Origin of the sequence: Paenibacillus uliginis N3/975, from assembly GCF_900177425.1 — a bacterium.
GTDB classification, from domain to species: Bacteria; Bacillota; Bacilli; order Paenibacillales; family Paenibacillaceae; genus Paenibacillus_AQ; species Paenibacillus_AQ uliginis.
Genome location: NZ_LT840184.1, coordinates 6,323,982 through 6,341,130, shown reverse-complemented (window position 1 = coordinate 6,341,130; position 17,149 = coordinate 6,323,982). Strand labels below are relative to the sequence as shown.

The following is a 17,149-nucleotide window of genomic DNA, read 5'->3' as shown; positions in this document are numbered from 1 at the left end:
GGTCATATTGAGGGAATAAAGACTAACCCAAATATTCGTGTTGGTTCGTCTAAGAAGTTTTTCATGTAACATTTAGTAAACGGTTAGATTTAACTCTATAACAAAAAAACAACCCGATTCACCGGGTTGTTTGGCACTTTTTTTATTTTACTTAACAATCAATTGAAATTTAACATTTTATGCCTTTACAAATTTTTAACCCAAGCCAGCTTGAGATCCATCTCTTCTATACACTGGTGATGATCATGATTGTCATTAGCCACCAATGGTGTTACCGGGTAAATCCGCATGGACCCATCATACGATCTTAGCAGCGGTTGCAGATTGTTAAATCCTTTGCATTCAGGATTTAACCAAGTTTCCATGCTCTCTGTAGACAATATCGCCGGCATGCGCTCCTCAAATTCACGAATGAACACATTAGCCCCTGTCATCAGCATGGTACAGGTTCTCATTTTTTCTCCTTTAGCATTCCGCCAAGTTTCATACAGACCTGCAACTCCAAACAGTTCATTGTTCGGCATTACTACCCTTACGGCGTAACTCTTTTTCCCCACAGTCCGCCAGTAGTAAAAGCCATTACACGGAATAACGCAACGCCGTAAATCAACTGCCTTTCGGTATGTCGGATTTTGATCCACCGCACTCAGGTCTGCATTCACCGCATCCTTGCCCCAATATGGAACCAATCCCCATCGGTACTCATCAAGCACCCGTTCACCTTGGTCATGAAGAATCACCGGTACACTTTGAGTCGGACTGATATTGTAACGATTCTTATAAAAATACATCACCCTGTTAATTTCAAAATGTTTGCCTATCTCATCTATACCAGCGGACATTGAAAATCGTCTGCACATTAGAAATCCCTCCTTTTCCTTATCGTTTGGATAAAAGAGGTATATTATGCATGAGAGAATGTTGTTTCCTAGGAGGAGACATTTGTTTTTGATCCTTCAACAATTACAGTAGCGCGCTTTTCTTCAACTATCCTCACTTCATGGATCTCCACATGATTAACGTCTTATGGGAAAAGACAAGCTTACATCATCACCTATTCATCAAGGCTTTTCTTTTTAATAGAGAGAAATATTCATAATAGCTGGTTTCAGAAGATAAACAGATGACTTTTACAAGCTGTCTATTGTCACTTTAAGTATTTAAAATTCAAGTTATATTTTTCACATAAAATCACTGTCCATTCAGAAGAGACATTTGTACATTTATTATTTCTCTTGAATAAATTCTTGAACTACTCAACAACATTACATTTTATGAACATTTGTCCGTACTGAGTAGACAAATAATCCCTCCCTGCCATCTATTCATATACATGATCAACACAAAAAAAGCAGCCTAGCCATATAGGCTGAGCTGCTTTTCTCACTTAACGAAGAACTACTCCGTAGTGTATGGAAGCAATGCGATTTGACGGGAGCGTTTGATCGCAATCGTCAAGGCACGCTGATATTTTGCACTAGTTCCAGTCACACGACGTGGCAAAATTTTGCCGCGCTCGCTGATGAACTTCTTGAGCAAATCAGTATCTTTATAGTCAATGTGAGTAATTTTATTCACAGTGAAGAAACAAACTTTACGACGCTTATTGCGGCCGCCACGGCGTGCCGGTCTTTTGTCGTTGTCTCCGCCTTCTCTTTGCTTAAAAGCCATGCTTTGTCAGTCCTTCCTTTATTAAAATGGCAAATCATCATCCGAAATATCGATCGGTTTTCCTTCATCGGAAAAAGGATCCTGATTGTTGCGCGAGTTGTTGTTGTTTCCACGGTTTCCGCCGCTGTTGCTGCTTCCTCCGCCAAACGACGATTCCTCACGATTTCCGCCGCCTCCGCTGCTATCTCGGTTCGATTCCAAGAAACGGACATTATCGGCAATCACTTCGGTGACGTATACACGTTTACCTTCGTTATTCTCGTAATTCCGCACTTGAATGCGCCCTTCCACAGCCGTCAGACGGCCTTTGCGCAGATAGTTGGCACACGTTTCAGCAAGCTGTCTCCAGGTAACGACCGGAATAAAATCCGCCTCTCGTTCCCCGCCTTGTCCAGTAAATGGACGATCTACAGCAAGCGTAAACTGTGTGACCGCTACTCCTGCTGGCGTATAGCGCAGCTCCGGATCCCGGGTTAGCCGGCCGATCAAAATGACACGGTTCAACAATCCAATCCCCTCCTTAGAACGAATTCATTACAAAAATCCCTCGGTCTTAGGCTACGTCGTTCGTAATGAGATAACGAATTACTTCGTCAGAAATCTTCATGATACGCTCAAGTTCAGTAATAACTTCAGGTGTTGCATTGAAGTTCACCAGAACGAACACGCCATCACGGAATTTCTTGATCTCATACGCAAGACGGCGTTTACCCATTACGTCGTGCTTTGTAATTTCTCCGCCGTTGGAGATGATGCCTTGGAATTTATCGACTGCCGCTTGAACAGCTTCTTGCTCAATGTCAGGACGAATAATGTACATCACTTCATATTTGCGCATATCTTTCACCTCCTTATGGACTTCGGCCCCCAATCATGTTGGGAGCAAGGAACGAGCGTAAACTCGCACCATAATAATATATCAGAACGGATGATCGGATGCAAGTTTCTTTTCCTTGTTGAACGTAAAGGGATCGATGCCCAATAGGTCTGTTATTCATCAACCTCATATGCCCTTCCGCTCTTTCCCTGCCATGTTTCCCGGCTCCTCGGTACACCCTAAGAAAGCATGTCATTATAATTGAAGGAGGAATCATGATGGGCGAACGCAGTGAGTTCCACAGCGGAGAGACAGCTCCCAACAACGGTGTATATATCGAAGTCGGTGTAAAAGACCATATTATGGGTATTGAGGATCCACAACAGGTTAAACTTAAAAAGGGAGACAAGTTTCCCGACAATCGGAATGATGACCGTGTATGGATGAACAAAAGACGGATTCAGCCTAAGTAACTTGTACAGCGATTTTATGACCAGCTGCGCTACAGAGTGTATTTTTCCATAATACCGGGGTATCCCACGCTGTGCGGGAAAATATTTTTTCTCATCATGTATAACATTCCGATAATTACACACAATATCATTAGGCGGTGCAATGAGAGAGGTGTGGTTCCGTTGGACAACGCATCTGAATTACGCATAGGGTCTTACTCTGCACGGGTAGCATGCGGAGGGAATAAGCAAAGCGCTTGACCGTACTGGACAAGTAAAGGCTGATGGACCAAGGTATTGCGAATGTGTAAGCTATAGATTCCATATCACAGGCACCGCCTAACCAGTGGAAGGACCCGAAAGGGTCCTTCTTTTTCCTTTATTATAGAAGGAAAAAATCCACAACCAAAAGAGGCAAATGACAAACCATTTTTATAACATAAAATCACATGCTGCACATGATAGGATATATCTCCTATTTTATTATTCCAGTATTTGGCGGTTGACAATTTGAAGTTTACAAGGTTAAGATTCAACTGAATTTAATATGTCCTCGTTAGGTGAGGCTCCTATACAAACACAGGCCACTGCCCAGAAATATCGAAAGATGCCCATGGGTAGAACAGGGATTGCCGAATTAAGGCTTTTCATAAGGTGGCTAAGAGAAATAATTCTCTTTACGTTGTATAGTGCCAAAACTCGGCTAGGGGAGCGAATATTTTTTTGTATGCATTCATTAGCCCTCTAGCTTTGTTAGAGGGTATTTTATTTGTGTAAAGGGGGGAAACAATCCATGGACGGTAGTCCTAGTAGTCGAAGTGCACGTTTAAATTTAAATCCTGCGAAAAGGGAGGACCATGTTCTCTTTGCATCGGTATGTTTCCCATACTTCTGTTTCCATCTGCCCTTACAGCCAGGGCGGGTCTGCTTAAGTATGCGTATTTGACATACGAATGCAAGGATGAACATAAATAAGGTCAGCTCTCCCGATTCAGGGGAGAGCTTTTTTTGTGTTTATTTCTGTATGGGAGGGAATCAAAATGAAAAAACAAAAGAGACAAAAATTGAACAACGAAACTATGAACAAAGAAATCTCAAAGCGCCTAATCTATGCCTCTACTTGTCTTACAGAGGATTTGATGGAGGAGTTTTCCACAAATCCTCAAGGGCTTTCTGAATCCGAAGTCAAGAATAGACTTGATCAATATGGAAACAATCAGATTGCGTCTGAAAAGCCACCGGCATGGTATATTCAATTGCTGTTGTGCTTTAAAAATCCATTTATTCTGATCTTACTCGGATTAGATGTGTTCTCTTATTTTACCAATGATATAGAAGCCGTTATTATCATCAGCACATTGGTTTCCATCAGTGTACTCATTACATTTACTCAGGAGTTTCGTTCCATCCGAACCGCTGAAAAACTGAAGGCGATGGTCAAAACAACCGTGGCTGTCACCCGGCATTCTATCCGAAAAGAAATCGATACGGAGCAATTGGTGCCTGGTGATGTGATACACCTCTCAGCAGGCGACCTAGTTCCAGCAGATGCAAGATTAATCGAATCGAAAGACCTTTTTGTCAGCGAGTCTTCTCTAACCGGGGAATCATTGCCGATTGAGAAACAAGACATGATGCCTCACGATGGAAGCAAAGCGAGAAATAGATATCAAATGCCAACAAACCCGTTAGAGCTTAATAATATGTGTTATATGGGGACCAATGTTATTAGCGGCACAGCAACAGCTATTGTTGTCTCTACCGGAGCTTCCACTTATTTGGGTTCCATGGCCAAAACACTTGTCGGCAAGCGGCCGATGACAAGCTTTGATAAAGGGGTGAACAGCGTCACCTTTGTCATTATTCGTTTCATGCTCATTATGGTGCCTATTATTTTCTTCATCAACGGCTTTACTAAAGGAAACTGGATCGAAGCCTTCTTCTTCGCCCTCTCTGTTGCCGTCGGATTAACGCCAGAAATGCTGCCGGTCATTGTAACTGCCAATCTGGCCAAAGGCGCAAATGCTATGGCTCGCAATAAAGTTGTCGTTAAGCGTCTCAATGCAATCCAAAACTTAGGAGCTATGAATATTTTATGCACGGATAAAACCGGGACGCTAACGGAAGACAAGATTATACTATCAAAACACCTAGACATTCATGGCAATGAAGATGCTAAAGTGCTGGAATATGCTTATTTGAACAGCTTTCACCAGACCGGGCTTAAAAATTTGCTCGATGTCGCCGTGTTAGAGCATGCTGAACTAACAGACGTGCTAGGTGCTAAGAACAATTATACCAAGTTTGATGAAATCCCTTTCGATTTCAATCGTCGCCGGATGTCTGTCGTTTTGGAGAAAAAGGAAAATGAACATGTTCTCATTTGTAAGGGCGCGATGGAAGAAATACTCAGCATCTGCTCACACGTATCTGATAACGGACAAATCATCCCCATTACACCGACAATTCACATCAATGTACAACAGCTTGTACGAAAATTAAATACTGATGGTTTACGTGTAATTGCCGTAGCTATGAAACAGTCGGCACCCAATGATGAACCGTATGGAGTAAAGGATGAAAAGGATTTAGTACTAGTTGGCTTTATCGGATTCCTTGATCCACCCAAGGAAAGCTCCGCGACCGCAATTCAAGCTTTGCAAACAAACGGCGTGGAGATCAAAGTGCTTACAGGTGATAATGCGGCAGTCACTCGCAAAGTTTGTACAGATGTTGGTCTGCAAGCAGATCAGATTGTATTAGGCCATGAAATTGAGAACCTCTCTGACGTGCAGCTAGCTGATCTGGCTGAGAGAACAACCGTTTTTGCCAAACTAAATCCGATGCAAAAGGCGAGAATAGTGCGTGCGCTGCAAAGCAAGGGGCATACTGTCGGGTTTATGGGAGACGGGATCAACGATGCTGCCTCTCTGAAGGATGCTGATGTAGGTATCTCGGTAGATACGGCGGTAGATATCTCGAAGGAATCTGCTGATATTATTTTGCTTGAAAAAAGCTTAATGGTATTAGAGCAAGGTGTGATTGAAGGCCGTATAACATTTGGCAACATTATTAAATATATCAAAATGACTGCCAGCTCTAACTTTGGCAATGTGTTCAGTGTATTAGGCGCTAGCGCCTTCTTGCCATTCATGCCAATGCTGCCGATTCATCTACTCATTCAAAATCTGTTCTATGACATCTCACAGCTATCCATCCCTTGGGATCGTATGGATAAAGAGTTCTTGGCAAAACCAAAGAAATGGGATGCCAAATCTATCGGAAAATTTATGATCTTTGTAGGCCCGATCAGCTCTATTTTCGATTACATCACTTTTTTTGTCATGTATTTCGTATTCGCAGCCAATACCGCAGCAGATCAATCACTGTTTCAGTCCGGATGGTTTATCGAAGGACTATTATCACAAACACTGATAGTGCATATGATCCGTACTGAGAAAATACCATTTTTCCAAAGCCGTGCCAGCATGCCCGTCATGCTGCTAACCAGCGCTATTATGATTGCAGGCATCTATGTTCCGTTCTCAGTCTTTGGCGAAAGTATCGGCTTACAACCGTTACCGCTACAATATTTCCCATGGTTATTAGGCATTTTGCTAAGCTATTGTGCACTGACGCAGCTTGTGAAGAAATGGTACATTCGTAAGTTTAACGAATGGTTATAGGCTTCTGTTACAGGGTATTTCACAAAAAGACGACTCTCGATTCAATTTTTGAATTGAAAGTCGTCTTCTTTTATCCATAACGAAAAAATACCCCCTGCGCGATAATCACGTAGAGGGTATTCCGTAATCAGTAAAGTGCTTCGGAATTAGCTAGCACATACCGTATGTATTTCGATCAGCTTGCGGATCACATTTCGTACTAAAAACTGCATAACAGCAGGCTTTAACGATAGGTGGCGGAAAGGGTGGGATTCGAACCCACGCACGCCTTGCGACGCCTAACTGATTTCGAGTCAGCCCCCTTGGGCCTCTTGGGTACCTTTCCGCAGCACGATTGATTATAACATGTCTTATGAAGCAGGTCAATACTTCTGCTATCAAGTGCTTGCTGTCATGCGATCAAGTTTCGACGATTCCACCATCTGCGGCTGCAGACCGCAACACCTTCTTCATATTCTTCTCAAATTTAGCTCGCGGAATTAGTACACTATGCTGGCAACGCGTACACTTGACCCGGATATCCATTCCCATACGAATGATCTCCATCTCATTATTTCCGCAGGGATGGGGCTTTTTCATCTGAACAACATCCCCCAATTGAAACACTTTGCGTTCCATACCCGCTCCCCCTTTAGATTGTTCTGCACCGTTATGTTGTTATCTATTCTATACACTATAACTCATGCCATCAAGCTTCAAACCATGATCCAACCATTATCCTTGTGAAGACTGACACAGCTCGTCCTCTTCAAGTGCCTGTTTAATATCCTTGAAAATTTCCCGTTCAGCAACTCCCCGGGAATTCGGATGACATTCCCCTACAATCCTCACCACGTATTCAGCCGTTGTCAGCGACTGAATTCCGAGCACCTCAGGATCTCGCAGCAGCTCAGGCTGACGCTCTGCAATGCCTTCAAGTGCCCGTTGAATAAGCGCCAACGTTTCATTCACTCGCTTCTCATTCTTCACCGGCAGATCTACGACCGCAAGCGAATTGGATACAGAATAGTTCGTTACACTCGTAATCAATCCATTAGGAATAATATACGTTTCCCCATTCAATCCAGTCATTCGAGTTGTACGCAAACCGATTACTTCTACCGTACCTCTGAACTCTCCGCTCTTGATCATATCACCAACAGCAAACTGATCCTCCAATATGATGAAAAAACCAGTTATTACGTCTTTAACCAAGCTTTGTGCCCCGAAACCGATTGCTAATCCAAGTACACCTGCACTGGCCAACAGCGGCCCGAGTTCAAAATTAAACTCTGACAAAATAATCAGTACCATTACAAAGTTACAAACGAATGCCGTTACATTTTTTAAAAGTTCTCCCACCGTAACAAAACGACGTGGATTCACACTAATTTTACTTTTCTCCTGTTTCTGTAAAAACTGATCTATCATTTTATATACAATTCGTATAATGAGACGGGTTAGTAGAAATATGACCAGTACTCGAATTGCGGCAAATAATACACCCATCCACATATCTACATCGGTTATCCAATTCCAAAAAACATCACTCATTTGAAGAGCCTCCTCCAGAGCTTTTCCAGTCTCCTCCGGTAATAAACCATCTTGATTTTCCATCTGGTGCTCCTCCCCGTCTTGCTCTAGATGCTTATATAAATCTCGTTGTCATTCTGCGCAAAAACCCCCCGGATCTCAACCTTTTCATGGGCGATGATTTCCTTTACCTCTTTTAACGCAGTGGGTGGAAACTGAATTGATAATGCACAGCCTGCTGTAATCTCTTTCGGTGTCGGAAATAAATCAATTTCAATTTCTGCGTAATCCAGCAGCATTTCCGCCCTAAGCGCTTGTTGCGTAGAATCGAAAGCGATCAGCATCATACCTGACACACCGCACACCTCCAAATACCTCTTCCCCTATTGATCACTAGTCTATGAACATTTTAATCTTTCTTTTGCCAATCTGGAAGTATAAAAACATTCTTTCATCCATATACTGATACTACCATTCGCAGACGAAAGGAAGATTCTACCTATGAACCGTTTATCTAAACACTCAGCCCGTCAGGAGTTTTCAAGCTTAAAAATACCACATACCGATCCTGAAATCCATTCTGCTATTATTCATCGTCTGCTCTATCATCTATCTTCAGGAGTTCAACGCCGTCCATTAGTCATCGTCTGCATCGGCACGGACCGTTCCACTGGAGATTGCCTTGGTCCACTTGTAGGTACATCTCTCTCTCGTTACAACAGCTCGCTGTTCCATTTATATGGCACCTTGGATGAGCCTGTGCACGCTATGAACCTGAAAGAAACGCTCACTATGATAAACGAACAATTCGACAACCCCTTTATCATTGGTATCGATGCCTGTCTTGGTCAATCGGCAAGCGTTGGATCCATTCAAGTTTCAGACGGCCCTCTGCGTCCTGGTGCAGGTGTACATAAAGAATTGCCGCCGGTCGGCGATATCCATGTAACTGGCATCGTCAATGTCGGCGGCTTTATGGAATACTTCGTATTACAAAACACTCGTTTAAGTCTCGTTATGCGGCTGTCTGATATTATTGCCAATTGTCTTTTCTCTGCTATGAAGGAATGGAATCGTACTACCCTTCTTGCAGCGCGAGATGTATAGCCTCTTTTTCCTCAGGAGATAAAGAATGCTGGGATTCGCCGTTTTTCAACGGTTTGGCATATACAAATGAATTTTCCCGGTTATATAGGCCGGTAAGTACCAACCCATCCCCTCTTTCACTTAGGATGGCTATAGAGAAACTCAAATCGTTCCCCCGTTCACCAAAAGCATTGTATCTTACGATACCCGTTTTGGACTTTACCCCTTTTAAAGTTTGGCTTATAGTATCCAGATGTGAGCGATGATTTCCTTGTTCCTCTTCAATTGCGTCCATTTGAATTTTCAGATTGAGGAGCAGTGTTTCCAGATCCTCCACTCCACTACCGGACATCATCGCATCATATGCACGCCGCATTTTGCGAACCTTTGCACCTTGGGCGATTACGGTTACCCATAAAGTCAAGATGATGACGATCATTCCGACGACAAACCAATGAAGTTGTTCCATAATCAATTCATTTAATTCAGACATACTTCTTCATTCCTTCTCCTCAATCTTGATCTGTCGATCAGGCCTGGATTTTAGCCATGGCATCCACCATGATGTCAACATCCTCTTTGCTAGTCCATAACCCAACACTGGCTCTAACAGCGCCAGTGTTTTCCGTGCCTGCCGCCATATGCGCCAGCGGAGTACAATGGAAGCCTGCCCGTACGGCAATACCATATTCCCGATCCATTTTAAATGCTAGCTCGGAGGCATCCCTCTGTTCTACCACAAAGGATACGATTCCCGTTCTTGGCATCCCTAAACCTGGACCTAATATGTTCACCCCTCGTATAGAGGATAGCCCCTCCATCATCCGTTGTGTGAGTTCCCATTCATGGTGGTAGATTTTCTCCGGTGTCCATTCCAACACCTTCTTCACACCCGCCTGAAGACCTGCACAACCAATCGTATTCGGCGTTCCTGCCTCATATCGATCCGGCCTCACACTCGGCTGCTCCACAGCTTCGGATTGGCTACCAGTCCCACCATGTAGCAACGGTTCCAATTCTATATCCGGAGAGATATAGAGCCCTCCCGTCCCTTGAGGCCCTAGAAGCCCTTTATGACCCGGAAAAGCCAGCATACCGATATCCATATCAGTCACATCAATTGAAAGCATCCCTGCACTCTGAGCCGCGTCAACAAGGAGTACGGCTCCATGGCGAGCTGCCAGATCCCCAATTTCTTTCACAGGGAGTATTGAACCAAGCAGATTTGAACTATGTGAACAAACGACAAGCCGAGTATTCGCTTTAAATGCTCTCTCTACCTCTTTTAAGTCCACTTGCCCATCTGCATCAACCGAAATATAATCAACACTTATTCCTCGGGTCCTTTTCAAATACTCCAATGGTCTCCTTACTGAATTATGCTCGATCATCGTGGCAATGACGTGATCGCCTTCACCAAGGTATCCCTTGATCGCTAAATTCAGTGCCTCTGTCGTATTCGAGGTCAACGCAATATCATTAGGGTTTTTGACTACGAACAATTCCGCTAATATTCTGCGTGTGTTGTAAAGCACTCTTGATGCATTCACAGCCATGCGATGACTTCCACGCCCTGGGTTAGCAGCCGCATCGTTCATCGCCGACTTCATAGCCTCCATCACTTCCGGAGGTTTTGGCCACGAGGTGGCCGCGTGGTCCAGATAAATGACTGAGTCCATCCCGCATCTCCTTCAATCCAACGAAACGATTTAACCATTTAATTCGGAGTGATTCATTCCGCAAGAATATAAGAATATGTGCAGCCTTTCATTTCTCACAATAAGAAAGACATGCCTTGTTCCTGTTAAGGAACACCGACATGTCTTTCCTCATCAAGATGTGATATTCCAAATTAGCAAGTTATAATTAGACGAAGTAATTTCGTCATAGATTATTTTAGCAGCTTTCATTATTTTAAAACACATTTTTCCTAAAGTGAAGTTATTGCAATAGATCGAGCAATCGTTCCAAATCTTGTTTACTATAATAGTTCAACTCGATCTTCCCTTTATCCTTATTGTGTTTTATTTTAACCGTTGTTTTGAACCGCTCGCGCAAATTTTCTTCTAGGTGATCAATATAAGGATCCCGTTTTCTCACTTTCACCTTATCTTTTTCCTCGGACTTGCGATCTAAGTTTTTCACCGCTTCTTCAAGTTCACGAACACTCCACTCTTGTTCCACACACTGTTTCGCCAATTGTTTAACGAGCACAGGATCTTTCAATCCCACGATCGCCCGCGCGTGTCCCATTGACAATGTTCCACGTGAAACATTTTCCTTTACTTCTTCTGGTAAAGACAACAACCTCAAAAAGTTAGCGATATGCGATCGTGATTTACCAACCTTCATAGATAACTCTTCCTGCGTTAAGGAAAATTGTTCCATCAACCCTTGGTATGCAACTGCCACTTCCATTGCATTTAAATTCTCACGCTGGAGGTTCTCAATCAGAGCGATTTCCATAACTTGCTGGTCACTGAAAGAACGGACGACAGCTGGAATCGTAGCTTTACCACAATATTGAGATGCTCGGAAACGGCGTTCACCAGCAATAATCTCATATCCCTTAAGAACACTGCGTACAATAATCGGTTGAATCACACCATGCTGCCGAATCGACTCAGCGAGCTCCTGGATCGCCTCTTCATTGAACGTTTTCCGAGGCTGATACGGATTGGCCCGTAACTGACTAAGCGGAATTTCAACGACTTTATCATCCTCGTTAATAGACAAAGAAGGAATAAGCGCATCCAACCCTTTTCCTAAACGTTTACTCATAAGAGATCACTTCCTTTGCCAACTCCAAGTATACCTCTGCTCCTTTGGAACGAGGATCATAAGTTATGATCGACTGTCCATGAGAAGGAGCTTCACTTAAGCGGATATTTCTTGGAATAATGGTCTTGTACACTTTTTCCTGAAAATACTTTTTAACTTCTTCAATCACCTGAATTCCCAGATTAGTCCGAGCATCCAACATGGTTAGAAGTACACCTTCAATTTTGAGAGAAGTATTCAAATGTTTTTGTACCAGGCGCACTGTATTCAGCAGCTGGCTCAACCCTTCCAGCGCATAATATTCACATTGAATCGGAATAATGACCGAATCCGCAGCCGTCAAAGAGTTAATCGTCAAAATGCCAAGTGACGGAGGACAATCAATCAGGATATAGTCATAATTGGGTTTGACCAACTGAAGAGACTTCTTCAACCGGACCTCACGTGAAATCGTTGGAACAAGTTCAATCTCCGCTCCAGCGAGCTGAATGGTTGCAGGAATGATATCCAGTCCTTCGATATTCGTTGGATTTATAGCATCCTTCGGATGTACCTCGTTAATGATAATATCGTAAATGCAGTTTTCAACATCTGCTTTGTTAATGCCGACACCACTGGTCGTGTTCCCTTGGGGATCAATATCCACCAAAAGCACCCGTTTGCCTAGCGAAGCCAGTCCCGCGCCCAGATTGACAGAAGTCGTTGTTTTACCGACCCCGCCCTTTTGATTTGCTATGGCAATTGTTTTAGACACTCATTTCACCTCAATGTAGGAAGACTCTTCTAGTAGGCTGCAATAGATGATATACAGCAATCATGCCGTATATTGCACATTTGGATTATCGGCTGCCCTTTGAGAGACAGTACCGGAACGGTTATGCGCAATCCGCTGGGTTCGGACACGAAACCATTTTTTGAAGATATAAATGCGTTAAGCTCCAAAAAATGCGGTCTGTCTTCCTAGGAGGTAGACCTCTTAAGCTGCTTCTTAGGTCAACAGAAAAAGCGGCACAATGAATACCGCTCTCACGCTTTCATGTCATACTATCGTTATCTTTTTGGAATTTTAATAACAATCTCATAATGGTCTTCATGATCGTTCTCGGTCGTCTTAATTGCCATACCCGATCCCGACACCATATCAATCGATTGACGAATGGTGTTCAAAGCCAAACGAACATCTTTGCTGTATGAGATTCGTTTCGATTTTTTCATCGTTGTTACTTCTTTATAAAATGCTACTCGTGCTTCGGTCTGTTTAACATTTAATTCTTTGGCTATCACTTCACCCAATACCTTCAGCTGAGTTTCCTCATTGTCCAAAGATAGCAGTGCACGAGCATGACGCTCCGTAATTTTACGTTCCATAAGCGCCATCTTTATCTCTTCCGGGAGCTGCAGTAGTCGAATTTTGTTAGCAATGGTGGATTGGCTCTTACCAAGGCGTTGCGCAAGACTCTCTTGAGTTAACTGGTGAAGATCGATCAATTTTTGATAGGCAACCGCCTCTTCGATCGACGTCAGACCTTCCCGCTGCAAGTTCTCAATCAAAGCAATAGAAGCAGCTTGGGAATCATTAAAATCCCGAACAATCGCGGGGATTGTATCCAGCCCCAGCTTTTTAACCGCACGCCAACGACGCTCACCGGCAATAATCTCATACACGCCATTACGGACACGAACGACAATAGGTTGAATGACACCATGTGTTTTGATGGTCTGTAGCAATTCATCGATTTTTTCATCATCAAAAATCGTACGCGGTTGGTAGGGGCTGCTTACAACCTCATTCACCGGAATATGCTTCACTTCATCCCCATTATTACGTTCCGCCGCTAAGCCAAACAACTTCGAAAATTGTTCTTTCATTCCGTATATTACCACCTAATTTCATGATAGCATGGACGACGCCCCTACTCTCTACCATACCGATTACAAGTCGGCAGCCGACATGAGTGACATAAAAACTGTTAATCCCTACAGTAGAGCCAGAATAACGACCTAACTGTAAAAATACCCCATGTAGAGTCAGGCATTTCCCTGCATAAAACATTACATTCTTCATGACATCAGCAAAAAATGGACCGGTTTATGTCCGGCCTCTATTAACTGGTACTACGATTCTATTCTACCACTTTTTGTCCTATAATCCTATTCTACAAACTCACCTTTTTTTCCTGCAATTTTGGTGTATTTATACAAAAGGATATCCATTTCGCTTAATACGGACGACATTCTCTCTGCTTCTGAATTACAATCTTTTTCACAGCGCGAAACCCTCATGGCACAGTGTGGTATTGCATGACGGAGGTCAACTACTGTTCACAAATAACAAAAACGTCTATCGACGCATCTCATAGAAGACAGACCGCATTTAGCGGTTGTTTTTCTTGCGAAATAAGGATGCAGTTTGCTCCGGTGTTTATACTTTTTTATCTCTAAACAAAAAAAGGAATGTTTCACGTGAAACATTCCTTTGATTTATATAATTGATATAGGTTGTTAAATAAGAGGTGTCTTGGCTGCTGTTCCTGCTTTGCGAGGATATTTAGCCGGAGTAGCACCCTTTTTGTCAATTACGACAATGTGTCGATCCGACTCTTCCACAGGAAGTGAGAATGAATGTACCTTGCCCAGTGTACCTCTCAGTTCCTTTAAGCTTCGTGATGCTTCTTTTAATTCGTCCGAAGGATCGCTACCCTTCATCGCGGCGAACTGTCCTCCCACCTTAACAAAAGGTAAACAGAATTCATTCAGCACAGCCATTCTGGCTACTGCACGTGCTGTTACCAGATCAAAGCCATCACGGTATCCGTGCTTGCGAGCGATCTCCTCTGCTCTGCCATGCAGCAGTTCAACCTGCTCCAGTCCTATCGAGTCAGCAACATGCTTCAGAAAGTTAATCCGTTTGTTCAGCGAATCTACGATCGTTAATCGAAGGTGAGGAAAACAAATTTTCAACGGAATCCCGGGAAAGCCCGCTCCCGAACCAATATCGGCTAAGGAGCTAACTTTTTCCATATCTATATAAAATGCGAGACTCACCGAGTCATAAAAATGCTTCGTATATACTTGATCCCGATCCGTAATACCGGTCAGGTTCATCTTCTCATTCCACTCAACCAGTATTTTATAGTAGTTCTCAAACTGGTCCAGCTGTTTCTCATTTAATGTAATACCGCGCTCACTAAGGCGGTGGACAAAAGCTTCCTGAATGGCATCCATATACTTGCCTATCCTTTCGCTGCCGTAACCCGGTTGTAATGCTCCAGGTAAACCAGGAGGATGGAAATATCAGCCGGCGTCACCCCACCAATACGGGATGCTTGGCCGATCGATATTGGACGGATCTTATTAAGCTTTTGTCTGGCTTCCATAGCTATACCGTGAATATCATCATAGACAATATCTTCCGGAATCCGCTTCTTCTCCATCTTCTGCAGACGCTCTACATGACCGAGCTGCTTCTCGATGTATCCGGCATATTTTATTTGAATTTCTACCTGTTCTTTCATTTCCTCATCCAGATCAAAAGGTGATGGAGACAGGGATTCGATCATAGCAAACGTAATCTCAGGCCGACGCAGAATAGTAAGCAGATTACTTCCATCCTGTATCAAGGCAGAACCCGCAGCTTCCAGCATGGAGTTCACGTCTACCGGTTTCACTTTCGTCCCTCCAAGACGTTCAATCTCCTGCTCAACAAAAGCTTTTTTACGAAGGAATTGAGCATGACGCTCTTCGGAGATTAATCCAATCTCATATCCAATGTCAGTCAATCGTAAATCGGCATTGTCATGACGGAGCAGCAGACGATATTCCGCACGTGAAGTAAGCAGACGATAAGGCTCATTCGTACCTTTCGTAACCAAGTCATCAATCAAGACACCAATGTATCCTTGCGACCGGTCCAAAATAACAGCTTCCTTCCCTTGCACTTTACGTGCAGCGTTAATACCGGCCATAATACCTTGCCCTGCTGCTTCTTCATAACCGGATGTCCCGTTAATTTGACCTGCAGTGAACAATCCTGGCAGACGTTTCGTTTCAAGCGACGGCCACAGCTGGGTTGGAACCATGGCATCATATTCAATGGCATAGCCGTTGCGCATCATTTCTACTTTTTCCATGCCCGGAATGGAACGAAGTGCCGCAAGCTGCACATCCTCCGGCATACTGGTAGACAACCCTTGAACATAGTATTCCTTCGTGTTCTTACCTTCCGGCTCAAGGAAAATCTGATGTTTCGCCTTATCCGCAAAACGGACAATTTTATCTTCAATCGAAGGGCAATAGCGAGGTCCTGTTCCTTCAATAATACCTGAGTACATTGGAGCACGGTGCAGGTTATCATTAAGGATCTGGTGGGTTTCCTCCGATGTGTATGTCAGCCAGCATGGCAGCTGCTCATTATCTGAAGACTTCGTTTCATAGGAGAAAAACTTCGGTTTGTCATCTCCGGGCTGGATCTCGGTCTTTGAGAAATCAATAGTATCTTTATGCACCCGTGGAGGAGTACCCGTCTTGAAACGAACAAGATCAAATCCAAGCTCACGCAGATTTGCCGCCAGCTTCACAGATGGCTGTTGGTTGTTCGGACCGCTCTCATAGGTCAGCTCACCCATGATGATTTTACCGCGCAAATAGGTACCTGTCGTCAACACAACCGCTTTGGCACGGTATTCCGTTCCTGTCTGCGTGACAATCCCTACACACTCACCGTCTTCAACAACAAGACGGTCAACCATCCCCTGACGAATCGTCAGTTTATCTTCCTTCTCCAACGTTTCTTTCATGGTATGTTGATAGGAAAACTTATCAGCCTGTGCACGCAGTGCATGTACCGCTGGTCCTTTACCAGTATTCAACATACGCATTTGTATAAACGTTTTATCAATATTGCGTCCCATCTCGCCGCCTAGGGCATCAATTTCACGCACAACATGTCCTTTGGCTGGTCCGCCAATCGACGGATTACAAGGCATAAAAGCAACCATATCCAAGTTGATCGTGACCATCAACGTGTCGGCACCCATACGTGCGGAAGCCAGTGCAGCTTCACATCCAGCATGGCCTGCGCCGACAACAATCACGTCGTAGGTGCCTCCTGCATAACTCATGGCAAACCCTCCTGTTTTTTATAT

General features: G+C 43.7%; 17 protein-coding genes, 1 tRNA gene and 1 riboswitch. Of the genes, 3 read left to right on the top strand and 15 right to left on the bottom strand.

Annotated elements, in window-relative coordinates; translation table 11 throughout:
• Positions 1-185: 185 nt before the first annotated feature.
• From B9N86_RS29460 to rpsF, 4 genes are all read right to left on the bottom strand, one after another.
• Positions 186-860, bottom strand: coding sequence for an SOS response-associated peptidase (locus tag B9N86_RS29460; RefSeq protein ID WP_208916860.1), 675 nt, complete (start codon positions 858-860; stop codon positions 186-188).
• A gap of 538 nt (positions 861-1,398) precedes the next feature.
• Positions 1,399-1,671, bottom strand: a complete 273-nt coding sequence (rpsR, locus tag B9N86_RS29455) for a 30S ribosomal protein S18 (protein WP_006207333.1) — start codon at positions 1,669-1,671, stop codon at positions 1,399-1,401.
• Positions 1,672-1,692: 21 nt separating this feature from the next.
• Complete coding sequence (ssb, locus tag B9N86_RS29450) at positions 1,693-2,178, bottom strand: single-stranded DNA-binding protein (protein WP_208916858.1); 486 nt, start codon at positions 2,176-2,178, stop codon at positions 1,693-1,695.
• 46 nt (positions 2,179-2,224) lie between these two features.
• Positions 2,225-2,509, bottom strand: coding sequence for a 30S ribosomal protein S6 (gene rpsF / locus B9N86_RS29445; RefSeq protein WP_208916856.1), 285 nt, complete (start codon positions 2,507-2,509; stop codon positions 2,225-2,227).
• 254 nt (positions 2,510-2,763) lie between these two features.
• Here rpsF and B9N86_RS29440 point away from each other — a divergent pair, with 254 nt between their 5' ends.
• Positions 2,764-2,961: a YjzC family protein gene (locus B9N86_RS29440; RefSeq protein WP_425298562.1), complete on the top strand. Its 198-nt coding sequence runs from the start codon at positions 2,764-2,766 to the stop codon at positions 2,959-2,961.
• A gap of 524 nt (positions 2,962-3,485) precedes the next feature.
• Positions 3,486-3,657, top strand: a riboswitch (M-box (ykoK) riboswitch).
• Positions 3,658-3,980: 323 nt separating this feature from the next.
• On the top strand, positions 3,981-6,626 hold the full coding sequence (gene mgtA / locus B9N86_RS29435; RefSeq protein WP_208916854.1) for a magnesium-translocating P-type ATPase: 2,646 nt from the start codon (positions 3,981-3,983) through the stop codon (positions 6,624-6,626).
• A gap of 234 nt (positions 6,627-6,860) precedes the next feature.
• On the opposite strand, the gene B9N86_RS29430 is transcribed toward mgtA, so the two are convergent.
• The 4 genes from B9N86_RS29430 to B9N86_RS29415 all read right to left on the bottom strand — a co-directional run bounded on the left by B9N86_RS29430 (position 6,861) and on the right by B9N86_RS29415 (position 8,485).
• A tRNA-Ser gene (locus B9N86_RS29430) sits at positions 6,861-6,951 on the bottom strand.
• A gap of 74 nt (positions 6,952-7,025) precedes the next feature.
• A complete protein-coding gene (locus B9N86_RS29425; RefSeq protein ID WP_208916851.1) occupies positions 7,026-7,244 on the bottom strand; it encodes a DUF951 domain-containing protein in 219 nt (72 codons plus the stop codon).
• Between the two features lie 96 nt (positions 7,245-7,340).
• Positions 7,341-8,222, bottom strand: a complete 882-nt coding sequence (locus tag B9N86_RS29420; protein WP_244562889.1) for a mechanosensitive ion channel family protein — start codon at positions 8,220-8,222, stop codon at positions 7,341-7,343.
• Between the two features lie 23 nt (positions 8,223-8,245).
• A complete protein-coding gene (locus tag B9N86_RS29415) occupies positions 8,246-8,485 on the bottom strand; it encodes a putative Se/S carrier protein (RefSeq protein WP_425298630.1) in 240 nt (79 codons plus the stop codon).
• Positions 8,486-8,639: 154 nt separating this feature from the next.
• On the opposite strand from B9N86_RS29415, the gene yyaC reads away from it, so the two are divergent.
• Complete coding sequence (gene yyaC / locus B9N86_RS29410; RefSeq protein WP_208916849.1) at positions 8,640-9,245, top strand: spore protease YyaC; 606 nt, start codon at positions 8,640-8,642, stop codon at positions 9,243-9,245.
• On the opposite strand, the gene B9N86_RS29405 is transcribed toward yyaC, so the two are convergent.
• The 7 genes from B9N86_RS29405 to mnmG form a co-directional block, all read right to left on the bottom strand.
• Entirely contained in the window at positions 9,217-9,717 is a 501-nt protein-coding gene (locus B9N86_RS29405) for a DUF4446 family protein (RefSeq protein WP_208916847.1), read from the bottom strand. The genes yyaC and B9N86_RS29405 overlap by 29 nt on opposite strands.
• A gap of 37 nt (positions 9,718-9,754) precedes the next feature.
• Complete coding sequence (locus tag B9N86_RS29400; RefSeq protein WP_208916845.1) at positions 9,755-10,903, bottom strand: aminotransferase class V-fold PLP-dependent enzyme; 1,149 nt, start codon at positions 10,901-10,903, stop codon at positions 9,755-9,757.
• Between the two features lie 262 nt (positions 10,904-11,165).
• Complete coding sequence (locus tag B9N86_RS29395) at positions 11,166-12,005, bottom strand: ParB/RepB/Spo0J family partition protein (RefSeq protein WP_208916843.1); 840 nt, start codon at positions 12,003-12,005, stop codon at positions 11,166-11,168.
• Entirely contained in the window at positions 11,998-12,759 is a 762-nt protein-coding gene (locus tag B9N86_RS29390) for a ParA family protein (RefSeq protein WP_208916841.1), read from the bottom strand. Before B9N86_RS29390 ends, B9N86_RS29395 begins: the two co-directional genes overlap by 8 nt.
• 296 nt (positions 12,760-13,055) lie before the next feature.
• Entirely contained in the window at positions 13,056-13,874 is an 819-nt protein-coding gene (gene noc / locus B9N86_RS29385; protein WP_208916839.1) for a nucleoid occlusion protein, read from the bottom strand.
• 633 nt (positions 13,875-14,507) lie between these two features.
• Entirely contained in the window at positions 14,508-15,230 is a 723-nt protein-coding gene (gene rsmG / locus B9N86_RS29380) for a 16S rRNA (guanine(527)-N(7))-methyltransferase RsmG (RefSeq protein WP_208916837.1), read from the bottom strand.
• An 8-nt stretch (positions 15,231-15,238) separates the two neighbouring features.
• On the bottom strand, positions 15,239-17,125 hold the full coding sequence (gene mnmG, locus B9N86_RS29375; RefSeq protein WP_208916835.1) for a tRNA uridine-5-carboxymethylaminomethyl(34) synthesis enzyme MnmG: 1,887 nt from the start codon (positions 17,123-17,125) through the stop codon (positions 15,239-15,241).
• Between the last annotated feature and the right edge of the window lie 24 nt (positions 17,126-17,149).

Excerpts from the sequence above, each read along its gene's own strand:
- B9N86_RS29460 (WP_208916860.1), bottom strand. The coding sequence starts at position 860 with ATGTGCAGACGATTTTCAATGTCCGCTGGTATAGATGAGATAGGCAAA.
- rpsR (WP_006207333.1), bottom strand. The coding sequence starts at position 1,671 with ATGGCTTTTAAGCAAAGAGAAGGCGGAGACAACGACAAAAGACCGGCA.
- rpsF (WP_208916856.1), bottom strand. The coding sequence starts at position 2,509 with ATGCGCAAATATGAAGTGATGTACATTATTCGTCCTGACATTGAGCAA.
- B9N86_RS29440 (WP_425298562.1), top strand. The coding sequence starts at position 2,764 with ATGATGGGCGAACGCAGTGAGTTCCACAGCGGAGAGACAGCTCCCAAC.
- mgtA (WP_208916854.1), top strand. The coding sequence starts at position 3,981 with ATGAAAAAACAAAAGAGACAAAAATTGAACAACGAAACTATGAACAAA.
- B9N86_RS29425 (WP_208916851.1), bottom strand. The coding sequence starts at position 7,244 with ATGGAACGCAAAGTGTTTCAATTGGGGGATGTTGTTCAGATGAAAAAG.
- B9N86_RS29420 (WP_244562889.1), bottom strand. The coding sequence starts at position 8,222 with ATGGAAAATCAAGATGGTTTATTACCGGAGGAGACTGGAAAAGCTCTG.
- B9N86_RS29415 (WP_425298630.1), bottom strand. The coding sequence starts at position 8,485 with ATGATGCTGATCGCTTTCGATTCTACGCAACAAGCGCTTAGGGCGGAA.
- yyaC (WP_208916849.1), top strand. The coding sequence starts at position 8,640 with ATGAACCGTTTATCTAAACACTCAGCCCGTCAGGAGTTTTCAAGCTTA.
- B9N86_RS29405 (WP_208916847.1), bottom strand. The coding sequence starts at position 9,717 with ATGTCTGAATTAAATGAATTGATTATGGAACAACTTCATTGGTTTGTC.
- B9N86_RS29400 (WP_208916845.1), bottom strand. The coding sequence starts at position 10,903 with ATGGACTCAGTCATTTATCTGGACCACGCGGCCACCTCGTGGCCAAAA.
- B9N86_RS29395 (WP_208916843.1), bottom strand. The coding sequence starts at position 12,005 with ATGAGTAAACGTTTAGGAAAAGGGTTGGATGCGCTTATTCCTTCTTTG.
- noc (WP_208916839.1), bottom strand. The coding sequence starts at position 13,874 with ATGAAAGAACAATTTTCGAAGTTGTTTGGCTTAGCGGCGGAACGTAAT.
- rsmG (WP_208916837.1), bottom strand. The coding sequence starts at position 15,230 with ATGGATGCCATTCAGGAAGCTTTTGTCCACCGCCTTAGTGAGCGCGGT.
- mnmG (WP_208916835.1), bottom strand. The coding sequence starts at position 17,125 with ATGAGTTATGCAGGAGGCACCTACGACGTGATTGTTGTCGGCGCAGGC.